Source organism: Exiguobacterium sp. GL_137, assembly GCF_057834585.1.
This window is the reverse complement of the sequence record NZ_CM174406.1, coordinates 1,207,975-1,231,261: the sequence shown is the minus strand read 5'-3', so window position 1 is coordinate 1,231,261 and position 23,287 is coordinate 1,207,975. Positions and strand designations below refer to the sequence as shown.

Here is a 23,287-nt window from a genome sequence, read left to right as displayed (position 1 = left end):
TTATCCGCCTCCTACAAAATGAACGATTTCAATGACATCTCCGGACGTAACGTCCGTATCCGGATAGCTCGACCGGTCGATGATTTGATGATTCTGTTCGATGATGACGACCTGTCCCTGAATCTCCAGTTTTTCTAACAAGTCGTGTAACGTCTTGATTTCCTCTGTCAAAGCATAGTTTTTCCCATTCAATCGGATAGTCATCTGCTTTCCTCCTGTCGTCGGCTGTTAAAACCATCCAGTGTCACTCTTGGCGTTTGCCCCATGAGACAATCGGCTAACACATTGGCCGTCGCAGGGGCCAGTAAGATGCCATGCCGGTGATGGCCTGACGCGACGAACAACCCATCGATTCCGTCCACTGCTCCGAGATACGGCAGACCGTCCCCGGTTTGCGGTCGAACACCGGACCAAGCTTCCACGAACACGGCCTCTGTAAGCGGCGGATAGAGCTTTACTGCTGCATTCAATAACAAACGAATACTGTTCAGACTGACGGTCGTTGATTCATCACCAACCCGTTCCGTCGCCCCGATGATGATCCGTCCGTCTGCTTTCGGGACTAAATAGACCGCATCACCAAACAGCGTCCGATTGAGTTGTCCGGTCGTCAGCCGGACAGACAGACACTCGCCCTTGACCGGAAGTGTGTTAATCGTCACTCCGACCGTCTGTAACAATTCTTCCGATCCGCGACCACCGGCGACAATAATTTGTCTGCCCGCCCGTAGCCCCCGGTTCGTCTCGGCGCCGGTCACCGTTTGTCCGTCCCGTACGAGACGTGCTACGATCGTTGCCTCTTCGATTACCCCGCCCCGTCGTTCGATGGCACTGCGTAATGCTTGTGCAAGCAACCGCGGATCAACCTGTCCGACCGAATCAAACGTCCGCCAGTGATGCGCCTGTTGCATACGAAACGGTTGTTCCAGATACCCGCTTCCGAGACCGGTCTCGTCAAACAATTGTTGCACGAATTCCGGATACAGCGTCCGGCTCAGCCGGGCCAGTTCATGTAACGGTGCCAGCAATTCTTCATCTGTCGCGAGCATTCCCGCTGCTGCTTGCGTCGCTCCCTGACCGACAGTTGACTGTTCAAGCAAATGAACGGTTTTCCCGCGCTGCAGGAGCTCATAGCCGAGCGTCAAACCAATGATGCCGGCTCCAATGATTAAAACATCCGGGCGTGTCATCGTTGCATCACCGCCCGGAACCGGTTGGCTGCTTCGACCGGAGACGCCTGACCGAGAATGCCCGACAAGACGGCCCCGCCTGCGCAGCCGGTCGCCAGGATATCCGGCAGATTGTCCGGTGTAATGCCACCAATTGCAATGACAGGAATCGATGTCCAGTCGACAACTTGTTTCAAGGCGTCGAGTCCCCGGGGCGGTACACCCGGTTTTGATCCCGTCTCAAAAATATGGCCGTACAGGACGTAATCAGCACCGGCTTGTTCCGCCGCTATCGCTTCCGTTAACGAGTGAACCGATTGACCGATCACCAGTTCCGGAAAACGGTGACGGACGAGGTCGACCGGAATGCTGCGTGTTGTCAGCTGAACTCCGGTGCCGGTGACGACTGCCACGTCCAGCCGGTCATGGACAATTAATTGCTCTGTCTTTACGCCTCGTCGCACGAGTGTTTCGATGCACACGACCAGTTCCTTCGCTGACCATAACGGCTCCCGCAGATGAATCCGGTCGACGGATAGTGCGAGTTTCGGCAACAGCTGTTCGAGTATGTCCGGATGCCGCTTGCCGGTTGTCATCAGATGTAACTGGCTCATCATTTCCCCCTTTCCACACGAAAAAGGACTACCCCATGAACTGATGGAGTGGTCCTACAAAAAAGGGCGACAGTCGTCGCATCCTCTATGAATGATCGGAATCCACTTCCCTCCGCTAGTACGAACTAGATCAGGTTCAAAGGGTCCGGATACTTCCGTCTCAGTCTGCTGCGAGACTCCCCTAGTGTAGATATTGATTTGTGTGGTACGCCTGTAGTTTACCACGGGTAGTCCGATTTGTTCTACCCTTGATTAGTGTCGCATGTCCGATTCGACCGCTTTGACCTGCTCAATCAAGCGTTGGTATTCGTCGACACGTTTCGTTTGCGACAAGTCATACGTTTGTTTTAAGTGTAAGACCCGCATGACCTTCTGATCCAGATCTGCTCTCGACAATTTACCTTGTTTAATCCGTGCCATGATTTCCTTATGAACGGACGCGTACGCACCGGGTGAGGAAAACATCGCCATATCCGCACCATTTTCGAGGGCAAGACTTGCCGCCTGGGCAAGTCCGTACCGTTCTGTGATGGCTCCCATGACCAAATCGTCCGTGATGATGACACCGTCAAACTTCAGCTCATCCCGTAACATCCCGGTCATGACGGGTTTCGACAACGAAGACGGACGGGTTTTGTCGAGTGCCGGAAACAGGATATGCGCGACCATGACCATCTCGGCCCCTTCCTGAATCGCCCGTTTGAACGGGACCAGCTCCGTCTGCTCGAGTTCCGCTTTCGTCGCATCGACCCGCGGCAGACCGACATGTGAGTCGACGGTTGTATCCCCGTGACCCGGAAAATGTTTGACGACCGGAACGACGTCTTCTTCCTTCATGCCCTGCATCAATGGCACACCAAGCCGGGCGACTTGTTGCGGATCCGCACTGAGCGCCCGGTCGCCAATGATTGGATTCGTCGGATTACTGTTGACATCAAGGACCGGTGCGAAATCCATATTAAAGCCGTAAAAACGGGAAATCGACCCAAGTGTCTGTCCGACTTCCTTCATCAATGCCGGATCATTTTTATGACCAAACGACAGGCTCGGTGATAATTTGAGCTGTGCGTCCGGGACCCGGCTGACCCGTCCGCCTTCCTCGTCAAAGCCAAGGAACGCTTTTGAATCAGCGGTTTGCGCCTTGGCAATCGCTGTTGTGAAGGTTTTCAGTTGATCGGTTGAGGTGATATTGCCACCAAGCAGCAGGACACCACCGAGCGCATGGTCCTGCAATAATTGACGGTCCGCTTGTGTCAAAGCCATTCCCGTTACGCCAATGTACAGCAATTGATCGACTTTTTCCGCCGTCGACATGTTCGAAACGGTTTGCTTGAGTTGTTTCTCTGCCCGTTCAGCAGCAGAAGGTCGATCCGGCTGCGGCGGCTTTGTTTTCTTTGCCGGCTTCGGTTGCGGGTCAGCGGGTTGTACGGGCTCGTCAGCACAACCGGCAAGGAGGACGCTTGCCAACAGAACAGGGACCATCCGTTTCAAATCGGTTCCTCGTTCCGGACGCCGTTGATCGAGTAATAAACTTCAATCTCCGCGTTCAGCGATTGCGAGACCGAGCAGTATTTGTCTTTTGATAAGGCAATCGCCCGGCGGACTTTATCGTCCGGTAAATCACCTTCGAGCCGGTAATGAATCGAGATCGTCGTGAAACGCCGGGGATGATCATCCGCCCGTTCGCCTTCGATATCCATTTCAAATGACGTCAGCGTCAAGCGCATCTTTTCTAAAATCGAGACGATATCGATGCCGGTACAGCCGGCAACGGCATGAAGCAAGAGCTCCGTCGGCCGTGGTGCCTGATTGTCCCCGCCGTTTTCCGGAGCTGCATCCATCGCTAAGTGATGTCCGGATTCGGTCTCCCCGCTGAAGCCCATCTTTTGATTCCAAGTGACTGTTGCTTGCATCAAGATCACGTCCTTTTCTGATTTAGGTGATGTTTCCTACTCTGTTAGTATACCCGAATCAATGACAAGTGAAATTGACTGTCTATTCACAATAATGCTTCTTTTTCCGGGTCAGGTAAATCCGGTTTCCGCCCTTCTTAAATCATGCTATTCTGATAAACGATAGTTTTTTTGCGCACAGGCGCCAGAAGTGGGGAATTGTATATGTCATCATCATCGACTCGTTTGAGTCAAGCCGACTGGCTGTTAATCGCGACGTTATCCATGTTGACTTTTGTCCTTGGAACAAGCGAATTCGTCATCGTCGGTATTTTATCTGAAATTGCGGACGGTCTGAACATCACAATTGCAAAAGCCGGCACGCTTGTCTCCGCCTTTGCGATCGCCTTCGCCATCGGAACACCGATTACGATGTCCTTGACCGGACACCTTGAGCGGCGGAAGTTAATGCTCAGTCTGATTTTTGTCTGGATTATTCTGAATATCTGCAGCGGGATCGCACCGAATTATGAACTGTTGCTGTTGTCTCGGGTCGTGACGGCTGTTCTGACGGGTGTCCTGATTTCACTGGTGATGGTCGTCGCAAGCGATAGTGTACCGATCGCAAAACGCGGCGTCGCCGTCTCGTTCATCTTTGGCGGATTTACGATGGCAAACGTTCTCGGTGTGCCGATCGGTACATTCATCGGACAACATGCCGGTTACGCCGCCTCGTTTTGGCTGACAAGCAGTCTTGGTGTCATCGCCCTGCTTGCTGTCTTGAAAGTCGTTCCGGTCCAGCAATCGGAATCGTCCGGCTCGATCCGCGAACAGCTCAGTTTACTTGCCAATCCACGGATCATGATCGCCTTTTTCATTCCGTCGTTCGGATTTGGTGCGACATACGTCGTCTATACGTATCTCGTCCCCGTGCTTGAGTTGGAACTGAAATTGCCGTCGGCCTGGATCAGTCCGATTTTACTCGCCTACGGTGTCGTCTCAATCTTCAGTAATATACTGGCCGGAAAAATCGCCAGCCGGAATCCGATCGGGCGTCTCCGGTTCGTCTTCATCGTCCAGGCAATCGTACTCGCTGCCCTGTACGTGACGACAGCGTCCGTTTCGCTTGGACTGATCAATATTGCTTTGATGTCATTGATGTCGATTTTATTGACGACTTCTACACAAATTTATCTGATCGATTTAGCGGAAAAGTTTAATCCGGAAGCGAAAGGACTTGCCGCTTCCCTGATGCCGGTCGCAAGCAACGTCGGGATTGCCTTCGGTTCAGCACTCGGCGGACTCGTGTATGCGAACGGTCCGATCATGAACATCGCCCTTGTCGGTGGTGCCGTCGCTATACTCGCAGCTGCGTTGACGGCTGTCAGTCATCGCCTCGATCAGCGGGCGTAACAGTTAAAAGACTTCTGTTCCAATAATGCCTTTAACTGAGGTAAACGGAACGGAAGTCTTTTTATGTGGAATCTGGAACTTAGAGCCGATGTTTGCTCAGACTGAACCTTACAAGACTGTTAGGTGAACGTATCCAATTTGTTGCTTAATCTGTCAATCGGCATGGTACGGTAAAGATAGTTTTTCATCCCACTTACGAAAAAGGAGATTTTACTATGAAATCGTATTATGCCCTTCCATTAACAGCCCTCTTACTGACAGCGACGGTCAGTCCGGTCACAACATTTGCTGCAACACCTACTAAAGTCGAGACAGCGAAACCATTATCAGAAAAAGCACTTGCAAAAAAGAAAGCGGCTATTACGAAACTCGCGACGTCTTTGATCGGAACACCATATAAAGAAGGCGGGACGACAACAAAAGGCTTTGACGCATCCGGCTTCACACAATACGTTTATCAAAAAAGCGGTCTGACACTCGAGCGGACAATTGCGAAACAAGCCGCTATGCCGCTCAAAACCGTCATACTCAAAAAAGCCGTTCCGGGTGATTTGTTGTTCGTCCAGGCGAAAAAGGCGAAAGCACCGAACTTCGTCGGAATCTACACCGGGAAAAACAAGTTCGTTGCCGTGACGACGAAAAAGATTGAATCGCAGGACCTGACATGGAGTTACTACACGAAACAGGACATCATCATCAAATCGTATCAATGAAACACAAAAACGCAATTTGGAACTCCTTGAGAGTTTCAGATTGCGTTTTTGCTATAGAACGTAAGAGGCCATCAATCAATTCAAGACAAGTGTATTTAATGACGTTTCTTTACGTTTTAATTTGTCTTTGATGTTTCCTTCATACAAGACACGGTTTGATACCGCATCGACGACAAGAACATTGATAACGCCGTTACCGGTTCGATTCGCTGTGTAAATCAAATCATCTTTCAGCTCGGTATACTCACCTAACCCAGACTCGTCTGTCACTAATGGGATACCTATCTCATATTTTTTCAATTTCTTCGATGCTAAATCATAAATTGTCCATTTTAATTTTTTTGGTTCACGTTCAAGCATGATCAGTTTCGTTCCATCCGTACTTAGTTCAGTTTCTCCCTTACCGAACGATTTTAACCCCTTTAAACGCTGAGATTTTTTACCGTCGTTAAGGTATAATATCTCCTTTTCCCCGTCTGTTCCTTCGACGATTTCTGTCGTATAATACAAAATTGTCTCATTGTGGATACCTAAAATACTTATCTCACCTTTAGAAGTAACAGGTAAATTGATTTTTTGAATCGTATCGCTTTTTAAGTCAATTTTGTATAACAACGTTTCCGAATAGTTTTGAATGTCTTGTGCACGGACGTATAAACTGTTTCCAATCCGTTTTTCTGGATTGAGTTGGGTTTCACCTAACTTCCGAGCTTCAGCAGGTGCCGGAAAGATTTTTTTGACAACACGCTGTTTGCCTTTCTCCCAATACTGCAATTCCCATTTATTATTGTCTGGCGTACCCATCGCATATATGGTTCCTTCCTGTTCGAACGTAAGGACGTAATCAGAACGGATGAAACGTCGGAAGTCTGCCGGTGCACCATTCTCATTATACGGACTTTCAAACAAGCCGCTGAGCAGATTATCCTTCGTTTTTTCGACATGACCGTCCAGTCCAACGTTGTAATCCACCTTTTTTAACCCTTCATCATAAAGTTCCGCTTGAACAGACTGGACAGCTGGTTGTTTCGGATCGCCTTTGACCGTCTCAACGGTAAAGTCGGATTCATCGATCGATTGAATAAATATGGTGTAGACTCCTATCGTCAGGAAACTGACAACCGCCAGTATAAGTACAAAGTTAAATTTTCGCATGACGTCCTCCTCAGACCGAAATTTTCCATTTTAATAGGCGTAAACTTTTCCAAATCATATAGACAAAGTAGAGAACAAAGATTGCCATCATAATTGCTGATATTTCTTGCGATAAAAAGATATCCAGCTTTTCAATCACATACATGCTGCCTACCGTAACCAGGAGAAGAAAAGCGACTTCAAGAATGATAAAAATCAATCCTTTCGCTTTTCGGTAAGACCGTTCCAGTAGAACGAGCATGAATAAGAAACTGACAACAAATAGTGATACAAGTACAATGAACAATAAATCTACTACGTTCATCGTATACAGCTGTTTTAATGCCATCGGGATATCAAAAGATGATGCACGGTAAGCGTCTTTGATCAGCCAGTTGAAAATGACATAACTGAGCTGGATGACCACCCATTGTAATCCGATGAAACTGATGATGACGAGAGCCAGTGATGTCCATTTGGCAAAAAAGATTTTGGCACGACCGCCCGGTAACAATAGTAAGCGGTATATGTACTTGGATTCACCGAACCAATCCCGGTACCAAATTTGTATGGCATACAAAATGACGAGAACGATTCCAATCATAATGATATAGCCGAAATAAGCACTGGCCTGTTCAAACGATAACTTTCCAATTGAACGCAGGGCTTCCGATTCTGTCACTTTCGCGTATCTCATGTATTCCTGCACCTGGTTTTCTTTGTAGATGACCCGTCCGACGACGGTCAGGATTTCGATACTCGCCATCGCGAGGATGGCGGAGACAATGATTTTCCAACTTCGTTTTAATTCTTCGTTCGTTAACATCAAGTACTGTTTCATCGCTGATAAACCTCCCGCATCCGGTCCTGGACCGATTTTCCGTATACTTCGCGCATCTCTTCCGTATCATGTTCATCAATGATCCGGCCGTCCTGTAAAAAGACGACCCGGTCAATCAAATGTTCGATTTCAATGATTTCGTGTGTCGTCATCAGGATGCCGCGTCCTTCCATGTAATGACTCGAAAAGATCCAGGCAATCTGTTCTTTCGTAAATAAATCAATTCCGGCGAACGGTTCGTCAAGCAACAGGTACGGACGGTCGAGTGCAAAACCAAGCACTAAACTGAACTTCGCCTGATTGCCTTTTGACAATTCTAAAATCTTGTCGGTCGTCAATAGCTTGAACAAGCCCATCAATTCTTCCGCGACCTTCGGATTCCAGTCCGGATAATAGTCACTCATATAAAGCAGGGCATCACCAATCGTCATATAACCGGGCATCGTCTGCATGTCCGGCACGAAGGCAATTTTTTCGCGCGAGACTTCGCCGTCAACGAGAATGGTACCGGCATCGACCGGGACAAGACCCATGATGGCTTTTAAAATTGTTGATTTCCCCTCGCCATTTAATCCAATCAGGCAGGTGATGCTGTCAGGACGCACTGAAAAGGACACGCCTTCTAGAATCGGTTTCTTCCGACCATATCGTTTTTTTAAGCCATGGACTTCAAGCATCGATCTTCCTCCGTTCCGTTGATTGATAGACCGTTTCGACTTTCGTGACGACTTCGCCGAGCGGTATCTGAATCGCCTGGACGGCCTCAATGAATTGAGCGACCGCTTCATCAAGCATCTCCGTTCGGACTTTTTTGACTATTTCCTGATCCATCGTGATTTTACTTGGGACGTTCCGTTCTGTCGTGATCAAGTGTTGTTCCTCCATTTCCTTATATGCTTTTTGTGCTGTATTTGGATTGATTCCAAGCTGCGCAGCGATTTCACGGCGTGATGGAATTTCCTGCCCACACTTCAATTCTTCCGTAGCGATTTGTTCCTTGAACCAACGGACGACTTGAAGATATACCGGACTTCTTTGGTCAAATTGCATCAGGTCCTTGACCTCCCTTTCCCGTTCATTGTATTAAAACAGTAATACACTATCTTTCTGTATCATACGCGTAGTACAGTTGACTGTCAATCCATTTCCAAAAAATACTTTCCCCCTAATTCATAGGGATAGAATTAGATGGCAGATATAGTGCCTGTAACTTTTTTTGCTGCTTCATTTACTTAAAACATTTGCATTTTGAAAATATTTTAAGTCCACGATTAAATTTCTCATATCAATACTCTTTTGAAGGTTGCGCAAACAGAAAGAGAGAAAGTGCGCTTTGATCGGCACCTTCTCTCTTTTTCTATCCTCACACCATTTCATTCAGTATATTTTTCAAATAATCCATGTTTCAACGACACTAACGTCTTCTTTAAAACGGTTAATGGTATGATTTAAAAAATTTTTATTCGCACTTGTTGGGCATCCTGAACAAACGTTTAATATACTGTTGAGTTTTTTAGAATTTCCACCAATGAAGTAGTGAGACATGTATTTTTTATCTTCTGAAGCAATGATCACCACTGTTGCAAAATCTAATACATCTTCCACATTTTTATCTATTATTAGTTTGTCCGAGGAACATGCTGTTTCAAATTCATAACTGCTAAACGATGCTATGCTGCCGTTTAATACATCTAATACCGATTTTCTGTAGATGCAATACACACCGAAAATCGTATCATAAGAAGGTATGAACGGATCCTCCATCACCCTCGCAATTTTTTTGTCGCTTTTATCGACAGAAATGGCATGAAAACGACTTACCATCATTTTGTCTATAAACTCTATTCTTTTCGGAACAAATTCTTGTAGAGAATATTTATCCAAAGCTGTTTTCATCCTTTCTTGTGGTTTATAAAATCAACACATAGACCCTGAACCTAGAAAATCATAATAAAATACCGCACTCCGAAGGGAGGCGGCATGACAAATCTCATTTTTGGAATTCTAAAATGGTTTGTTGAACTGGAATACCTGACATCGGAACAGTTCGCTCAACGAACAGATAGCGTTTCCCGTTGACTAAAAAGCGGCGATTTCCCAGGTATTCAACAAGCTTCCCGTCCTGTTTCAACTTCGCTTCGATCGCGTGAACGTGGTCTTCAAGTGCATAAAACCGGTCGTCGAATGTCATCGTGATGTTTTTGGTGCGAAATCCGAGTAAGTAACTGAAGAAAAACCAAAACCCTGCCCCTACCGCTACCAGTGCTAAAAGAAATTGCATGTTCCTTCCCCCCTTTTCCGTATACTTTTTATACGTGTAACATTATGTAAGGGTTCCCATTAAAATGCATATTTTTACTTTTCCAACAAAAAAAACTGATTCCGGTCTATTTCCGGAATCAGTGGAATCGGTTCAGTAAGGGTTCGGATCTTCTTGCGGCGTATCCGGAATTTCCGTCGGTTCCGGGAATGTGTCCGGTTCCGGTTGACGAATCGGGTCTTCCTGCGGTGTCTCCGGTATTTCTGACGGAGGTGTTGTCGGAATCTCATCCGGCTGTTGATTCGGTTCGTGTTCCGGCACTTCGTTCGGATTTTTCTTCATGATGATTTCCTCCTTAAGATGTAATGTAATCGCCACCATTGATATGAATCGTTTGCCCGGTGACATAACTCGAGTCACGTGATGCCAGATACACATAGGCCGGTGCATTTTCAGACGGTTGTCCGCGGCGTTTCATGAGCGTATCTTCCCCGTGTGATTCGACTTTTTCTTTTGAGAACGTCGCCGGAATGAGCGGCGTCCAGATTGGCCCCGGTGCGACAGCATTGACACGAATTCCTTTTTCAATCAGGTTCGATGCCAGCGAACGAGTTAATGACGTAATTGCTCCCTTCGTCGCCGAGTAATCGATCAATGATGGTGCGCCACGGTATGCCGTGACAGAAGACGTATTGATGATGGAGTCTTCCTTGTTCAAGTGTGGTAAGGCGGCTTGCGTCAAATAAAACATCGAGAAGAGATTCGTCTCGAACGTTTCTTTTAGTTGTTCCGGTGTGATTGCCAAGAAATCGTCCTGCGGGAACTGTTTCCCGGCATTGTTGACGAGGATGTTCAACTGGCCAAACGTTTCGATGACTTTATCGATGATTGGTTGAGCATTCTCCGGCTGACTGACGTCTTTCGCAAACGCCAATGCTTTGACACCATACCCTTCAATCAATTGTTTCGTTTTTTCCGCATCCTGTCCTTCATTTAAGTACACGATAGCGACATTTGCGCCCTCTTTGGCGTAGGCAATCGCGACGGCACGCCCAATGCCGCTGTCTCCGCCTGTCACCAACGCCACTTTACCTTTCAACTTACCGGATCCGACATATTCCGGATCATCGTACACCGGTTCCGGATTCATCTCGGATTCAATCCCCGGTTGCTGATCCTGAGTTTGTCCCCGTGCCTGTTGATGCATCTGCTCCAACTCTTCTTCACGCATATAACCCAACCCCTTTTTCAATAAATGACTACCTTCATTAATATTCCCTTGCCATGTATCAATAAACGTCTAACGAAAAAAAACGATGAAAATCATCGTTTTTTTAAATTCGTTTCTTCTATATAGGAATGCACCAAAACCACCCATTACACGTCGTTTGAAAATAAGGGTGCCCACTCACCGGACTGAATCATCATCGTCAGTTTTTCAGGATACAATTTTACGCTTTGCAATTGATCAATCGGAACGTAACGATAGACTAACTCTTATCCCTCTACTCCGAAAAAATCTTCCGAAGTGACCGTCATGTCATCTGATACGTTCACTTCATAATAAAAACCGACTTCATGGAATGATACTTCATCATATGTAAAAAAGTTTTCCTGGACGGCTAAAAACCTCGTAGCCTCAGCTTTTAGCCCCAACTCTTCTTTGATTTCGCGGATGACCGCCTCTGCTCCTGATTCCATCAAACGTATCCGTCCGCCCGGCAATGCCCAAAAATCATCCCGGACATTTCTGTGAATCAACAGATGACCTTCTTTGACGATCACTGCTGCGGCCCGGTGATTAAACCGTTGCTGTCCCACGGTAAATTTAATATCCATCTTGTGATCTTCCTCCTTTTTGTTATCGACCCATACTTTTTCACAGTTTCCCACAATCAGAATTATGTCAAAAAACCGATAACCTGTAATAAAATTTTCGCTGGTATGACAGCATTTCAGAATTATTTAAAACGATATATTACAATACATATTAATTTCCTATATTTAAGCAATCAAACTGAAATGTTATTTTCAAAACGACCGATGCTATACTCGGTTTATCAAATTTACTACTTCGACGCAGTATTCATATACAGCCTTATACTTTAAGCAAGACAGCAACGATCTGTCACCAATCATCGACCGTCAATTGTTTTCACATCAGGAGGAACTACTACATGAAACGTATTTTAACAACCGTCACGATGAGCGCACTCGTCGTTTCAGGATTTGCCAGCACGGGTACAGGAAAAGTTGAAGCTGCAAGCTCTTCTTCTTATAAAGTCAAAGTCACGGCCGATGGATTACGTGTCCGGACCGGTCCTTCCACGAAATATAAAATCGTCGCTGGCGTCAATGCCGGACAAACCTTTAAATACTATGGTAAAAAAGGCAACTGGACGAAAATTTCGTACGGCGGTAAAAAACGCTACGTCTATTCCAGTTATGTAAAACGATATAGCACAGGCAAACAGGCTACAGCTAAAAAAGCTTCCTTCTCAACAGGTTTCCTCCGTCCGACAAGCGGACGCGTCTCGCAAGGATACGGAAGTGCAAGCGGCCGCTACGGATACACGTTCCATAACGGCATCGACATCGCAGCAGCAACAGGGACAACGGTCCGTGCGACTGCTTCCGGTAAGGTCATCAAATCCGGCTACCAAGGTGCATACGGCAACTATGTCATGATGACACATAAAGTGAATGGTTTGACCTACACAAGTGTCTATGCCCACTTGAGCAGCCGTTCGGTCTATTCAGGTCAGTCAATCGCCAAAGGAACGAAAATCGGTAACGTCGGCAGTACCGGGAACTCAACCGGTTCACACCTTCACTTCGAACTTCACCGCGGCGGTTACATCTACAGCGGATCATCAGCAGCCAACACGATCAATCCGCTCAGTGTTTTATGATTACTTCGGACACCCTCTTACGGGTGTCCGTTTTTTTTAAACCTTTTTAAAAATAAGTCCCCTGAAATAAATTCATTCTAATTATTGGAAAAACCATCATAACATACTGATTGTTCTGATTTCCGAATAATTTCAAAAAAGTCCCGTTCAATCAATTCAAATCAATGAATTGGGCAAAGACAGTTCGAAAATAAATACCCTAAAATAAGGCAAAAAATATTTTCTACTCTCTATAATATAAAATAACGAAACATTATAGAAATAATATTGTAATATTTAAACATTTTTACTAATGGTACACTCATCTAAGAATTCCATAGAACAACATTACATATTACATCACCCACATGCACGGACAAGGTCCGACAGATTCAAAGGAGGATTTACTGATTTGAAAAAATTATTTACTACGCTGACGGTGTCTGCTATTGCCATCGCCGGTTTCTCGACATATGCCGTTCCAAAAGCTGATGCGGCAACGTTTTATAAGGTTAAAGTCATGAACGACGGATTGCGTGCCCGCACCGGTCCCGCGACGACATACGGCATCATCACAGGTCTTGATAAAGGCGATACATACAAATACTTGGGCCGGACCGGAAATTGGACAAAAATCCTTTACGGATCACGTAAAGTCTACGTCTCTTCTACATATGTCAAAAAATATTCTGTCACGACATCATATAAAATCAAAATCATGGTCGATAATCTCCGCGTCAGAAGCAGTTCGTCCACAAGCAGTTCCCAGGTCGGGACCGTCAACAGCGGACAAACCTTCCGTTACCTCGGTCGGACGGGAGACTGGATTAAATTCTTATATAACGGTAACAAACGATTTGTCCATGCCGATTACGTCAAAAAATATACGGTTACGAGCTTAACCAATTCGGGTGGGGCAACAAAAGCCTCAAACGATTTCATCACGCCGACCAGTGGACCGATTACGCAAGGATATGGTCAAGCAAGCGGTGTCTACGGCTATACGTTCCATAACGGAATCGATTACGGTGCCCCGAAAGGCACACCGGTTTATGCGACGGCAGCCGGGAAAGTCATCACTTCTCAATTAAAAGGTGCGTATGGCAATTATGTCATGGTCAAGCATTCGATCGACGGCGCTTCCTTCACGAGTCTCTATGCCCACATGAACAGCCGATCGGTCTCAGTCGGACAATCGGTCTCAAAAGGACAGCTTCTCGGTACGGTCGGTCAAACAGGAAATGCATTCGGAACGCATCTTCATTTTGAACTGCATCGCGGAACATACGTCTACAGTGCGACATCGGCGGCAAGCAGCGTCAATCCGTTGAACTACCTGTAACAACTCGAACATCCCCTTATTTCTCATGAAGTAAGGGGATGTTTTGTTTTTTCAGATGTCTCATACAACCGTATAACGTCCAATGATCGCGTTTCATTCTCTTCTATCAGTGGGAAATGAAGCATACATCGATTGACCATAGACGTTTCGCATTCTATAATTCAAATAGACATTTGAATGTATCAGGAGGTATCATTATGCCGCATAATCATAATCATGAGCATCATCACACCGACAATAAAAAAGTATTACTTCTGTCCTTCATGATCATCACGCTGTTTATGATCGTCGAGGTGATCGGCGGATTTTGGACGAACAGTCTGGCTTTGTTATCGGACGCAGGACATATGCTGAGTGACTCGATTTCGCTTGCGATTGCGCTCGCCGCCTTTCACTTTTCGACCCAGAAACCGGATGCGAATAAGACGTTCGGATCAAAGCGGTTCGAAATTCTCGCGGCGATTTTCAACGGCGTCGCACTGATCGGTATTTCGCTTTATATTTTCGTCGAAGCCGTACAACGCTTTGTTAATCCACCGGCTGTCGCAACGACCGGGATGTTGATCATCAGTATACTCGGACTTCTTGTGAATCTGCTTGTAGCTTGGATCATGACGCGCGGCGGTGGCCATGAAGACAATCTGAACATGCGTGGTGCCTACTTGCATGTCTTAAGTGACATGCTCGGCTCGATCGGTGCCATCGTTGCCGCCCTGTTGATCATGTTCTTCGGCTGGGGCTGGGCAGATCCGCTCGCAAGTATCATCGTCGCCATCCTCGTTCTGCGCAGCGGCTATTACGTAACGAAAGCCGCCGTCCACGTCCTGATGGAAGGAACACCGAGCGATGTCGACATCGATCAAGTAGTTTCGACGATTCAGACAAATGAAGCGATCCTCGGTCTGCATGATCTTCATATTTGGTCGATTACGAGCGGTTACAATGCGTTATCCTGCCACGTCGTCGTCAAAGACGATATGACCGTCCGCGAATCGGAGTCAATCCGTGAACAACTCGATCACGACCTAAAACATGCCGGTATCACCCATGCGACGATTCAAGTCGAGACCGCGCAACATGACCATGAAGATCAACTATACTGTCACGGTGAACAAAAGCCGCACGTTCACTAAGGTTGGCTGTTCTTCTAAATTAAAAGAGTAAAAGACGATGCTTCCCTTTAATGGGGCATCGTCTTTTTTACTTACTGTCCATACAACGTATCGTCAGTTCTTTAACTTTGCCTGATACGCTTTCGAATAGCGGTCCGCTGCAATGATTGCATCCGCCACTTCATCGGCCGTGACATCAAAACCGCTGTGAATCGTCTCCCCTTCTGCTGTTGCCGCCTGTCCGACTTTTAATATGTCTTCCCGTGAGGCATCTTTCAGTTTAACGTCTTCCAGTGTGACCGGCAGACCAAGGTCCATATAAAAAGCGATATATCGTTCGATTTCTTCCTGCGGATGTTCTTCCAGCGCCAGTTGCACGAGCGTCCCGAACGCAACTTTCTCTCCATGCGTCAAATGGTGAATGTCCCCATTGAGTGCCGTGAAACCGTTATGAATGGCGTGTGCTGCCGCAAGACCACCGCTCTCAAAACCAAGACCACTGAGCAAGGTGTTCGCTTCGACGACGGCTTCGAGGGCCGGCGTAACGACCTTTGCCTGGACCGACTCATAGGCGAGGCGTCCGTGCTCAAACAGGACTTCCTCGCAGCGTTTCGCGATCGCTTCCGCCGCAATCGTCGGCCGTCCGCCGGCCATCGTCGATCCGCCGAAGGCAATGACACTCCGTACTTCGACCCAAGTTGCCAGTGCGTCGGCGATACCTGAGGCAAAGAAGCGGGCCGGTGCTTCCGAGATCAACTTCGTGTCGACCAGGACGAGATCCGGATTTTTGTTGTAAAAACGGTAACTCTCAAAAATCCCGTCTTCAGAATAGATGACCGACAGCGCGCTCGTCGGTGCGTCGGTCGAAGCGATGGTCGGCACGATGACAACCGGCAGATGCAGTTCGTCGGAGACGGCTTTGGCTGTATCCAGCGTTTTCCCGCCGCCTACACCCATGACGAACTTGACACCGGCGTCTTTCGCTTGCGTCGCAATCCGTTCGACCTCATGTTTTGAGGCTTCTCCGCTGAAATCCGCTTTTTCGATTTTGATTCCTTCAGTTGAAAATGAAGCTTGGACACGTTCCTCGACAATCCCCCAAACGACATCATCCGCGATGACGAGGGCCACATCACCAATCGGGCTCACGTATGTACCAAGCCGATCAATGACATTTTTTCCTTGGACGTACTTTGCCGGACTAATGAAAACACGTTCTGACATGTTCAACATCCTTTCTTTTTCAATGAGACCATCAACAATGACTTACATTATATTGCTTTCCTTTTCGCCCCGTGCTCTAAACACATCGAGCCGTGAACATTAGGTGAATTGCAGAACCTGTCGTGCCAAACTCTGACGTACCAATCGTCCGTCTGTCACCAAGCGGTCATCCGGGTTCTCCCCGAACCATTCGAGACTCGCTGTTTTTGTCGTTAACGCCAGCCTGAGTTCTTCAAAGAACCTGTCGTAGTCGACGATTCCATCAAACAACGGCACCATACCGTCCCGTGAGCCGCTTGCTGCATACACATTCGCCGGTTCAAAAACGCTAAATTGATCCGCTCGCGCCACCGTTTTTAGATGAAGATGTTCAACGACGGGCTCAATCCGGCGATAGGCTGCGACCGGATCGGCACCGGATTCAGCGACATGGAGAACATCGAAATTCACACGGCAGGCCGGATGGTTGACCTCGTGCAATAACCGCTCCGTCGATTCGATTGTATCCGCCGCCGTATTCGGATGAATTTCAAGCAACACCAACTGTTTTGCCTGATCCAAGACTTTACAGACGCCGCTCAATTGATAGACAAGTCGCGCCCGTTCCGCCTCCGTTAGTTGATGACTCGCCTTGTGGCCGGCAAAAATCCGGATCCGCCGGGTTCCGAGCCGCTGGGCGAGACGAGACAAGGCTTTCGTTTGTTCAAGCAAGACCGACAGCGGAGCGTCAAACGACAGGTAATGGCTGAGCATACTGACATGAACTCCGCTGTTTTGCAACAAGGCAAGGTCTGCTTCCTCCAGATGCTTCGCATGAACACCCCAGACATCCATCGCCTCAAACTCGTTTGCTGCGGCAAACCTCACCAATTCATCGAATGACCGTAGATGATGCCGGTAGCTGATCGTACAAAGTGCGAGTTGCATCCGTTTCCCCTTCTTTCTGTTGAAATCGGCTGAACAAATCAACAAGCTGCCGTTTGATGTCATCTTCCAGCGTCGTTTGTGCGACGAGCCATTGTTGGATATCCAGTAAATCTGTCCGGTCGCGGGTCATGCTGTATTTAATCGCCCGGTGTTGAATGATGGTATATTGATTGACCAATCGCTCGATTTTGTCACACCAGTCGTCAAAATCGGACGCCACTAAATCAATTCCCAAGCGTTCATAAAAATAGGCAAAGGCGTGCTCATAGGCGTATTTGCGGATGGCGATGACAGGCAGTTGCTTTAACGCATCCGGCAACCTTTCCGGGCTCGACGCATGGTGTAAGATGACCTGTTCGACCGCTTCCGTCAACGGATGGTGCCGCTTGAGACCACTCATGAAATAAGCGGAGACGGTTTCCGTGTCCGGCAGTTTGACCTGACTCCCGTCAAACCAAAACCCACCGGCGACGGTCGGCTGATCGACGGCCTGGAGAATCCGTGTCCGATCAAATTCGCCTTCATACCGGAAGTCCGGATCGAGCATCCGCCATCTGTCTTCATCATCCGTTGGTTCGAGCATCACGTAATGCGGAAAGACCTCGTGATGAAACTTGTTTTCCCGCTCCGGTAACCGGGCGAGGTCGAGCATGACGATGACAGACTGTTCCGGCCGTTTTATTTTCATGAACTGTTCCAGATTCACAAGGTTCGCCGCTTTAGTGCGGGACGGATCATACCAGGACTGAACGGTGATTCCATACAGCAAGCGGTACCAATCGAGCATTGCTTCATGACTGATATGCGCCGCATGGTGGGACAGGACAAACTCAGACGTCAACGCAAAGTCAGCGTCCCAGATACCAAAGTAGTACGGACGATGGTCGGCGTCCGATCGTTTGATTACTTCACACACACAACTGACGAGACAGTGAACTTTAATCATCAGACGACCTCCTTTCGTGCCAACGATTGCAGCAACTGATCGACCGTCATCTGCGGCAGTTGAGCAAGCTGCTCATCAGCGAGGACATACCCGTGTTCGAGTTCCAGATGAACGAGCAATTGCAACAGCCGCATCGAATCCAGCTGCAAGTCGTCCCGAAGCCGTTCGCCTCCCATCACTGCTTGTCGCAAGGTGACCTCCAGCTGTTCCTCGACAATCTGACGAAATGACGTGTAATCAAGGAGCAGATTCATGACGTCACCCCCAGACGTACGCGACTGACTTTCCCGTTCGGCAGCTTTTCAATGGCCGGTACAAACGTCCAATCCGACGGACATTGATGGGGCGCAAGCTGTTCCCGACAATAGGTCCGCAATGCGGCTTCCTTCGCCGAGCTGACGACTTGGACACAGACGCGTTCACCCTGCAGACGGTCCGTCCGTTTGAAGACGACGGCCTCTTCGACATCATCGTGACGGAGCAACACATCCTCGACATCCGCCGGATAAACCGACAGTCCGGACACATTGATCATTTCGTCGAGACGGCTGAAGAACAGCAATTCGCCGGTACTCGTCTGCCCCATTAAATCTTTGGTTCCGATCCACTGGTCTCCTGCCTTCACTTTCAACTCAGCCGGCTCGTCGATGGTACCGGTCTGGATTGTCAGATGTGGCAACGGATAGCCGATCGCTTGAGCTGATTTCGGAGCAGGATGTAAGGCGATGCAGCCGATTTCCGAACAGCCGTACTGTTGCAAAAGATGATCCGTTACGTCCCGAATCGCTTCAAACCAGACGGTCGGCACGGTCATCCCGGAAATCATCACCGCAAACAGCCGTTGCTTAAATTGGCTGAGTAAATAGACGAGTCCCGGTCCGGCATACAAAATGGCAGTCGGACGTGCCTGACAGACGTGTAAAATATGCTTCGGTGACAGGTTTTCCAAGATAATCGGTGTCGCTCCGCGCTCAAGTGTCGCCAAGACCCCGCAAATCAATCCGAATGAATGCGACGTCGGGCAGGCAACGATGGTGCCGGTCGTCACTGTTAACGGAAAACGTTGACCATAGGCTGCCAGTTCCTCGTCAATCGAGGCCCACGTCCGATGAATGACTTTCGCGTCGCCGGTCGTGCCGGAGCTGAACTGAATCAATCCTCCCGGTCGAACCGTTGACGCTGCCAAACGGATCGGCTGTTGAAAATCGGCATACACCAAATAATCACATCCCGCTTGTTCCGCCAGACGTCTTGCCCCGGCTTCCGGCAAATCCGGATGGAGCGGTACGACCGTCCCGTGCATCTGTTTCATATAGAGACAAAACGCGATCCATGCCGCTGTGTCCTTGACGCAGACGGCAACGACGGTCTGTGCGGGATCCGTGAGCCAATTGAGTCGACAGACCGGATGATCGGTCAGCATCTGTTTCGTATAAAACGTGTCTTCAATGTATAACATGCATTTCGCTTCCTTTCGGTGTTTGGGATTGCAGAGGATTACGGACCAGATGCCGGCACTGCGTCGTGTTGAATTTCCGTGCAACGAGCGACTCCGTATAGATTGTCGGCGTATCGAGTTGTAACGTTGCCAAACGAGCCGGCGTCAGATTCAGTCCAGCGAGTATGTCGGCGGTCCAGTTAAAAAAGGTGGTCTCGTCGAGCTGATGTATCTCTTTCAGCTGATGCGACAACTCCGTCAAATGAAAGACAAACACCGTATCGACGACGAGCTCGCGTAACGCTTCGACCTGGCCCATCTCGTAGTACAGATTAGTCGTTGAGCGAAATGCCGGATGCAGCGTATCGAACGTCGGAATCTTTTCCGGACGTTCGACAAACGAGCGGACAAATTCAACGCTGTCATGAAAATCCCGCAACATCAGCCGCGTCGGCCAACCGTTCTTCAAGACCAACAAAGCATTTTGGGCATGCGCCTCTACTGCGATTCCTTCTTCAACAAGCAGCCGGAAAACCGGTTCCAGATAGACGGTCAGAAACTGTTTGAGCCAGCGCTCGCGTTCGTAGGTCTTGAACCACGGTTCCAGAAACAGAGTCTCGTTCCCTTCACGGAGAGCGAGTGCCGTCAACGGGATGACCGTTTCGTCCGGTGACACGGCCGCCAAGACATTGTCCCGGTACAAACAGCCGATTCGTCCCGACAGGTCTCCGTCTGTCGTCTCGACGACTTGACTGGCGAATTCCCGGAGTATAGTCACCGGCAGTTCTTGCGTCCGGTCGATCAACCAGTCGGACAAAACAGGTGCTGCGACAATGTTCGGAACGGTGAACGTCCGTCGCGAGGAAGTCTGCATCAAATCGAGCGGGAGCTTGATGTGCGGAACCGTCGGCGCATCCGGTTGAAAAATGGTCCGGATCGATTGGGTCGCTTGAAACAGAGGTCCGGCTTCCCCCAGATCAATGCCGCCGGACGCGCGGACATCCGCTTCGACGTGTTGCCATTGCCACGGGTGGACCGGCAGAACGTGATAACCGGTCGGATCGTCGACCGCAGAGGCCAGCTTTTCCTGCAACCGGAGATACGTCTTGCGACCAAACGTCTGCTCCATCACACCTTCCATGCGTTGTTGATGAACGATTGATACCGGGAGGGCAACAAAGTGTAACCGGAAACGTTGTCCTGCTTCCGGTCCATAGCGCGAGTGGTCGTCACGCGAAAAGCCAATCCGGGACTTAAAACACGGATGGTACGGATGCCCTTCGACCAATGCTTGTTCCAGTTGTTCGTAGGACAGATGCGTCCGCAGCTCGGGATATGTCGGACACACGTCGGCAAACTGAACCGTCTGCCTCAGTTCCAACCGCAGCGGCTCCGCGAGTTGAAAACAGTCCATGATGTGCTCAAGCGTCGGCGATTGCTCGTGATTTCTCCGCGTCAAGACGACCGTCTCGATGTCGAGCCAAACGCGGTCAAACGCTCCCCGTCTGCCGTCGACTGTCAGTTCATACGGCGGACGGACAAAACGAAACGTTGTCTGTCCCTGTCGCCGGTGTTCGATGAACGGTTCGATCCGTTCAAACAGGATGGCTTCAAGAAGTTGTTTGCAGACACGTCGTTCGTTCGTCGTTCGCATGGCGGACCTCCCGGTGTAATGGATTGTCGATTTCGATGAAGATCACCCGCTCGCCGCTGACTTCGAGTTCGTCGAGCGCATGGAGCCGTGTCAACAAGTTCGCTTTATACGGTAACGTCGGCCGTGAACGGACATATTCGAGCCAATCCTTGCCACGTCCCGATAAGATCTGAATTTTTTGATCGCACCACGTTCCGACCCACTCGAGCATCGTTGATTCCGCAAGCAAGCCGTCGCGGTCAAACCGATTGATCAGACCGGCCAAGTGATTCCAGATCATGTAATACGTCAACCGCTCCTTGATCGTCGTTTCGTCGTAGAACAATTCCGGTGCGTCTGCCAGTGAGGCTTCGAGGTGGATTAGCTGGTTTTTGTTCGAACGGGCGAGATAATACCCCTGATTATCGCGAAACTGGTAGCTGACAGGACGTCCGTGTTCAAACCGGATCAGACTGTTTTGCTGGTGCGCTTCGAGCGCAATCCCGTAGTGTTCATACAACTCGACCAAGGTCCCGAGTGTCAGTTCGATATACGTCTCGAACCAGTCCCGGGCCGCTTGAGGCAGCGATTGATCCGCTCGCTTTGACTTCAAGACGAGCGATGCCAGGACGGACTGTTCTTGATCGAGCGGTTCCTGAACGAGTGCCGCGACGTTGATTGCATCTCCTTGGGCTTCGCGGTAGATGACTTCAAAACCGGACTCGTCTGCACCGGTCTGAACCGTTGCGTATGCCGGATCATGGGTAATCGAAAAGCCGTCCGGAAACGAAATTTGTTCGGCGAGACGCCGCATGACGAGTCCCGCAGTCAGTTCATGCCGTTTATTGACGCGACGCGAATTGGTGACCTGGACCGGAATCGAAAACTTCAGCATATGCGACCGATCCGCTTGCAGGACCGTCCGGATTGAAGATGTCGCGAAGTACGTCGGACCCAGTCGGCCGAGATGGCGGAGTTCGTTCGTCGCGATCAACTGTTGCACAGTCGGTTGCAACAAAAGATGTTGCGCCTGCAAAGGATGCGCGGGTAACAGGCGTTCTGACGCTGACAGTGCTACTGCTGACCCGAGTTGCTTCCACATCTGTTCGCTGATCCGTTGATTCGTCGCACTGGCTTCCGTCAGCAGGGATTCATCAACCGCAAAATAATCGAGTTGGAACCCGTTCCTGAATTCCGGTGCATACGCGACTTGCTCCCAGTCATGCATTCCGACCCGACTTTTCGGTGTCGGGTGGAACCAATGTCCGAACCGGACCGTCTGCTCGTGTTCAAGAAACGTCTCAGGGCAAATCGGCTCATTCAGCTCATGCGCGATGACGTGACACATACACCGGTGACTGTCGAGGACCCGGTACAATAAATCTGTTACGCCGGGAGCATGCCGTTGCAGATGTTGGCAACAGGCAATGATGAAGGTCAATGGTGCTTCCTCCGTCCATCCGCAGCTCGTTTGCCGGTAAATCCGTCCGATTTCGTGACGCCCGATCCTTGAACGGCGTCGGATTTCTAGGACATAGATGACCCCGACGTCGATCCGGCAGGCCGTCTCACCGAACCAGATGTTCTCCTCATCTGTTGGAATGAACCACTCGATCATGTCGACTTCACGGAGGTAGCTGTTGCCGAAAGCTTGGAGCGTTGCATGGGTTGCAATCTCTTCGGTTCGTTCTGTACGTGTCGTCATGACTGTCACACTCCTTCTAACAATTGATAATCA

26 protein-coding genes and 1 riboswitch are annotated in these 23,287 nt (G+C 49.0%); of the genes, 5 read left to right on the top strand and 21 right to left on the bottom strand.

Annotation, left to right across the window (positions count from 1 at the left end; translation table 11 throughout):
* The 5 genes from thiS to AC3IRK_RS06310 form a co-directional block, all read right to left on the bottom strand.
* Positions 1 to 204: a sulfur carrier protein ThiS gene (thiS, locus tag AC3IRK_RS06330; RefSeq protein WP_131973029.1), complete on the bottom strand. Its 204-nt coding sequence runs from the start codon at positions 202 to 204 to the stop codon at positions 1 to 3.
* Entirely contained in the window at positions 201 to 1,190 is a 990-nt protein-coding gene (locus AC3IRK_RS06325; RefSeq protein ID WP_489170529.1) for an NAD(P)/FAD-dependent oxidoreductase, read from the bottom strand. Before AC3IRK_RS06325 ends, thiS begins: the two co-directional genes overlap by 4 nt.
* On the bottom strand, positions 1,187 to 1,783 hold the full coding sequence (locus tag AC3IRK_RS06320; protein WP_131973031.1) for a thiamine phosphate synthase: 597 nt from the start codon (positions 1,781 to 1,783) through the stop codon (positions 1,187 to 1,189). Before AC3IRK_RS06320 ends, AC3IRK_RS06325 begins: the two co-directional genes overlap by 4 nt.
* Positions 1,784 to 1,873: 90 nt before the next feature.
* Positions 1,874 to 1,976, bottom strand: a riboswitch (TPP riboswitch).
* 59 nt (positions 1,977 to 2,035) lie between these two features.
* Positions 2,036 to 3,265, bottom strand: a complete 1,230-nt coding sequence (gene nagZ, locus AC3IRK_RS06315) for a beta-N-acetylhexosaminidase (RefSeq protein ID WP_489170725.1) — start codon at positions 3,263 to 3,265, stop codon at positions 2,036 to 2,038.
* 5 nt (positions 3,266 to 3,270) lie between these two features.
* Positions 3,271 to 3,696: an OsmC family protein gene (locus AC3IRK_RS06310; protein WP_131973033.1), complete on the bottom strand. Its 426-nt coding sequence runs from the start codon at positions 3,694 to 3,696 to the stop codon at positions 3,271 to 3,273.
* A gap of 204 nt (positions 3,697 to 3,900) precedes the next feature.
* Between AC3IRK_RS06310 and AC3IRK_RS06305 the strand changes: the two genes are divergently transcribed.
* Both AC3IRK_RS06305 and AC3IRK_RS06300 read left to right on the top strand, forming a co-directional pair.
* Positions 3,901 to 5,088, top strand: coding sequence for an MFS transporter (locus AC3IRK_RS06305; RefSeq protein ID WP_489170528.1), 1,188 nt, complete (start codon positions 3,901 to 3,903; stop codon positions 5,086 to 5,088).
* A gap of 215 nt (positions 5,089 to 5,303) precedes the next feature.
* Positions 5,304 to 5,801 carry a C40 family peptidase gene (locus tag AC3IRK_RS06300; protein WP_489170527.1) on the top strand — a complete coding sequence of 166 codons (498 nt, stop codon included), beginning with the start codon at positions 5,304 to 5,306 and terminating at the stop codon, positions 5,799 to 5,801.
* A gap of 75 nt (positions 5,802 to 5,876) precedes the next feature.
* Here the strand turns inward: AC3IRK_RS06300 and AC3IRK_RS06295 are convergent, their stop codons facing one another.
* The 9 genes from AC3IRK_RS06295 to AC3IRK_RS06255 form a co-directional block, all read right to left on the bottom strand.
* Entirely contained in the window at positions 5,877 to 6,956 is a 1,080-nt protein-coding gene (locus AC3IRK_RS06295) for a hypothetical protein (RefSeq protein ID WP_489170526.1), read from the bottom strand.
* Between the two features lie 10 nt (positions 6,957 to 6,966).
* Positions 6,967 to 7,776, bottom strand: a complete 810-nt coding sequence (locus AC3IRK_RS06290; RefSeq protein WP_489170525.1) for a hypothetical protein — start codon at positions 7,774 to 7,776, stop codon at positions 6,967 to 6,969.
* Entirely contained in the window at positions 7,773 to 8,453 is a 681-nt protein-coding gene (locus AC3IRK_RS06285; RefSeq protein WP_131973038.1) for an ABC transporter ATP-binding protein, read from the bottom strand. The genes AC3IRK_RS06290 and AC3IRK_RS06285 overlap by 4 nt, the downstream gene beginning before the upstream one ends.
* Positions 8,446 to 8,826, bottom strand: coding sequence for a GntR family transcriptional regulator (locus tag AC3IRK_RS06280; protein ID WP_489170524.1), 381 nt, complete (start codon positions 8,824 to 8,826; stop codon positions 8,446 to 8,448). Before AC3IRK_RS06280 ends, AC3IRK_RS06285 begins: the two co-directional genes overlap by 8 nt.
* Before the next feature lie 339 nt (positions 8,827 to 9,165).
* A complete protein-coding gene (locus AC3IRK_RS06275; RefSeq protein WP_489170523.1) occupies positions 9,166 to 9,660 on the bottom strand; it encodes a hypothetical protein in 495 nt (164 codons plus the stop codon).
* Positions 9,661 to 9,766: 106 nt separating this feature from the next.
* The gene (locus tag AC3IRK_RS06270) at positions 9,767 to 10,057 is read right to left on the bottom strand and encodes a hypothetical protein (RefSeq protein WP_489170522.1); all 291 of its coding nucleotides are present in this window, start codon (positions 10,055 to 10,057) and stop codon (positions 9,767 to 9,769) included.
* A gap of 132 nt (positions 10,058 to 10,189) precedes the next feature.
* On the bottom strand, positions 10,190 to 10,378 hold the full coding sequence (locus tag AC3IRK_RS06265; protein ID WP_131502899.1) for a hypothetical protein: 189 nt from the start codon (positions 10,376 to 10,378) through the stop codon (positions 10,190 to 10,192).
* Positions 10,379 to 10,391: 13 nt separating this feature from the next.
* Positions 10,392 to 11,267: an SDR family oxidoreductase gene (locus AC3IRK_RS06260; protein ID WP_489170521.1), complete on the bottom strand. Its 876-nt coding sequence runs from the start codon at positions 11,265 to 11,267 to the stop codon at positions 10,392 to 10,394.
* 266 nt (positions 11,268 to 11,533) lie between these two features.
* Positions 11,534 to 11,875, bottom strand: coding sequence for an NUDIX hydrolase (locus tag AC3IRK_RS06255; RefSeq protein WP_489170520.1), 342 nt, complete (start codon positions 11,873 to 11,875; stop codon positions 11,534 to 11,536).
* A 338-nt stretch (positions 11,876 to 12,213) separates the two neighbouring features.
* Between AC3IRK_RS06255 and AC3IRK_RS06250 the strand changes: the two genes are divergently transcribed.
* From AC3IRK_RS06250 to AC3IRK_RS06240, 3 genes are all read left to right on the top strand, one after another.
* Positions 12,214 to 12,948: a peptidoglycan DD-metalloendopeptidase family protein gene (locus AC3IRK_RS06250; RefSeq protein WP_131973042.1), complete on the top strand. Its 735-nt coding sequence runs from the start codon at positions 12,214 to 12,216 to the stop codon at positions 12,946 to 12,948.
* Between the two features lie 391 nt (positions 12,949 to 13,339).
* Complete coding sequence (locus AC3IRK_RS06245) at positions 13,340 to 14,269, top strand: peptidoglycan DD-metalloendopeptidase family protein (protein WP_188005363.1); 930 nt, start codon at positions 13,340 to 13,342, stop codon at positions 14,267 to 14,269.
* A 197-nt stretch (positions 14,270 to 14,466) separates the two neighbouring features.
* Complete coding sequence (locus tag AC3IRK_RS06240) at positions 14,467 to 15,402, top strand: cation diffusion facilitator family transporter (protein WP_489170519.1); 936 nt, start codon at positions 14,467 to 14,469, stop codon at positions 15,400 to 15,402.
* Between the two features lie 93 nt (positions 15,403 to 15,495).
* Here the strand turns inward: AC3IRK_RS06240 and AC3IRK_RS06235 are convergent, their stop codons facing one another.
* The 7 genes from AC3IRK_RS06235 to AC3IRK_RS06205 all read right to left on the bottom strand — a co-directional run bounded on the left by AC3IRK_RS06235 (position 15,496) and on the right by AC3IRK_RS06205 (position 23,254).
* Complete coding sequence (locus tag AC3IRK_RS06235; protein ID WP_131502904.1) at positions 15,496 to 16,605, bottom strand: glycerol dehydrogenase; 1,110 nt, start codon at positions 16,603 to 16,605, stop codon at positions 15,496 to 15,498.
* 99 nt (positions 16,606 to 16,704) lie between these two features.
* Positions 16,705 to 17,532 carry a sugar phosphate isomerase/epimerase family protein gene (locus tag AC3IRK_RS06230; protein ID WP_165871657.1) on the bottom strand — a complete coding sequence of 276 codons (828 nt, stop codon included), beginning with the start codon at positions 17,530 to 17,532 and terminating at the stop codon, positions 16,705 to 16,707.
* Positions 17,477 to 18,478, bottom strand: a complete 1,002-nt coding sequence (locus tag AC3IRK_RS06225; RefSeq protein ID WP_214853723.1) for a DUF6005 family protein — start codon at positions 18,476 to 18,478, stop codon at positions 17,477 to 17,479. Before AC3IRK_RS06225 ends, AC3IRK_RS06230 begins: the two co-directional genes overlap by 56 nt.
* Positions 18,478 to 18,732: a phosphopantetheine-binding protein gene (locus AC3IRK_RS06220; RefSeq protein WP_131502906.1), complete on the bottom strand. Its 255-nt coding sequence runs from the start codon at positions 18,730 to 18,732 to the stop codon at positions 18,478 to 18,480. Before AC3IRK_RS06220 ends, AC3IRK_RS06225 begins: the two co-directional genes overlap by 1 nt.
* Positions 18,729 to 19,937 carry an AMP-binding protein gene (locus tag AC3IRK_RS06215; protein ID WP_131502907.1) on the bottom strand — a complete coding sequence of 403 codons (1,209 nt, stop codon included), beginning with the start codon at positions 19,935 to 19,937 and terminating at the stop codon, positions 18,729 to 18,731. Before AC3IRK_RS06215 ends, AC3IRK_RS06220 begins: the two co-directional genes overlap by 4 nt.
* A complete protein-coding gene (locus tag AC3IRK_RS06210) occupies positions 19,924 to 21,570 on the bottom strand; it encodes an IucA/IucC family protein (protein WP_489170518.1) in 1,647 nt (548 codons plus the stop codon). Before AC3IRK_RS06210 ends, AC3IRK_RS06215 begins: the two co-directional genes overlap by 14 nt.
* A complete protein-coding gene (locus AC3IRK_RS06205) occupies positions 21,527 to 23,254 on the bottom strand; it encodes an IucA/IucC family protein (protein WP_489170517.1) in 1,728 nt (575 codons plus the stop codon). Before AC3IRK_RS06205 ends, AC3IRK_RS06210 begins: the two co-directional genes overlap by 44 nt.
* Positions 23,255 to 23,287 lie beyond the last annotated feature (33 nt).

Excerpts from the sequence above, each read along its gene's own strand:
- AC3IRK_RS06290 (WP_489170525.1), bottom strand. The coding sequence starts at position 7,776 with ATGAAACAGTACTTGATGTTAACGAACGAAGAATTAAAACGAAGTTGG.
- AC3IRK_RS06255 (WP_489170520.1), bottom strand. The coding sequence starts at position 11,875 with ATGGATATTAAATTTACCGTGGGACAGCAACGGTTTAATCACCGGGCC.
- AC3IRK_RS06310 (WP_131973033.1), bottom strand. The coding sequence starts at position 3,696 with ATGCAAGCAACAGTCACTTGGAATCAAAAGATGGGCTTCAGCGGGGAG.
- AC3IRK_RS06325 (WP_489170529.1), bottom strand. The coding sequence starts at position 1,190 with ATGACACGCCCGGATGTTTTAATCATTGGAGCCGGCATCATTGGTTTG.
- AC3IRK_RS06300 (WP_489170527.1), top strand. The coding sequence starts at position 5,304 with ATGAAATCGTATTATGCCCTTCCATTAACAGCCCTCTTACTGACAGCG.
- AC3IRK_RS06235 (WP_131502904.1), bottom strand. The coding sequence starts at position 16,605 with ATGTCAGAACGTGTTTTCATTAGTCCGGCAAAGTACGTCCAAGGAAAA.
- thiS (WP_131973029.1), bottom strand. The coding sequence starts at position 204 with ATGACTATCCGATTGAATGGGAAAAACTATGCTTTGACAGAGGAAATC.
- AC3IRK_RS06295 (WP_489170526.1), bottom strand. The coding sequence starts at position 6,956 with ATGCGAAAATTTAACTTTGTACTTATACTGGCGGTTGTCAGTTTCCTG.
- AC3IRK_RS06285 (WP_131973038.1), bottom strand. The coding sequence starts at position 8,453 with ATGCTTGAAGTCCATGGCTTAAAAAAACGATATGGTCGGAAGAAACCG.
- nagZ (WP_489170725.1), bottom strand. The coding sequence starts at position 3,265 with ATGGTCCCTGTTCTGTTGGCAAGCGTCCTCCTTGCCGGTTGTGCTGAC.
- AC3IRK_RS06280 (WP_489170524.1), bottom strand. The coding sequence starts at position 8,826 with ATGCAATTTGACCAAAGAAGTCCGGTATATCTTCAAGTCGTCCGTTGG.
- AC3IRK_RS06250 (WP_131973042.1), top strand. The coding sequence starts at position 12,214 with ATGAAACGTATTTTAACAACCGTCACGATGAGCGCACTCGTCGTTTCA.
- AC3IRK_RS06240 (WP_489170519.1), top strand. The coding sequence starts at position 14,467 with ATGCCGCATAATCATAATCATGAGCATCATCACACCGACAATAAAAAA.
- AC3IRK_RS06230 (WP_165871657.1), bottom strand. The coding sequence starts at position 17,532 with ATGCAACTCGCACTTTGTACGATCAGCTACCGGCATCATCTACGGTCA.
- AC3IRK_RS06305 (WP_489170528.1), top strand. The coding sequence starts at position 3,901 with ATGTCATCATCATCGACTCGTTTGAGTCAAGCCGACTGGCTGTTAATC.
- AC3IRK_RS06225 (WP_214853723.1), bottom strand. The coding sequence starts at position 18,478 with ATGATTAAAGTTCACTGTCTCGTCAGTTGTGTGTGTGAAGTAATCAAA.
- AC3IRK_RS06320 (WP_131973031.1), bottom strand. The coding sequence starts at position 1,783 with ATGAGCCAGTTACATCTGATGACAACCGGCAAGCGGCATCCGGACATA.
- AC3IRK_RS06220 (WP_131502906.1), bottom strand. The coding sequence starts at position 18,732 with ATGAATCTGCTCCTTGATTACACGTCATTTCGTCAGATTGTCGAGGAA.
- AC3IRK_RS06215 (WP_131502907.1), bottom strand. The coding sequence starts at position 19,937 with ATGTTATACATTGAAGACACGTTTTATACGAAACAGATGCTGACCGAT.
- AC3IRK_RS06205 (WP_489170517.1), bottom strand. The coding sequence starts at position 23,254 with ATGACGACACGTACAGAACGAACCGAAGAGATTGCAACCCATGCAACG.
- AC3IRK_RS06260 (WP_489170521.1), bottom strand. The coding sequence starts at position 11,267 with ATGCGTGAAGAAGAGTTGGAGCAGATGCATCAACAGGCACGGGGACAA.
- AC3IRK_RS06270 (WP_489170522.1), bottom strand. The coding sequence starts at position 10,057 with ATGCAATTTCTTTTAGCACTGGTAGCGGTAGGGGCAGGGTTTTGGTTT.
- AC3IRK_RS06265 (WP_131502899.1), bottom strand. The coding sequence starts at position 10,378 with ATGAAGAAAAATCCGAACGAAGTGCCGGAACACGAACCGAATCAACAG.
- AC3IRK_RS06210 (WP_489170518.1), bottom strand. The coding sequence starts at position 21,570 with ATGCGAACGACGAACGAACGACGTGTCTGCAAACAACTTCTTGAAGCC.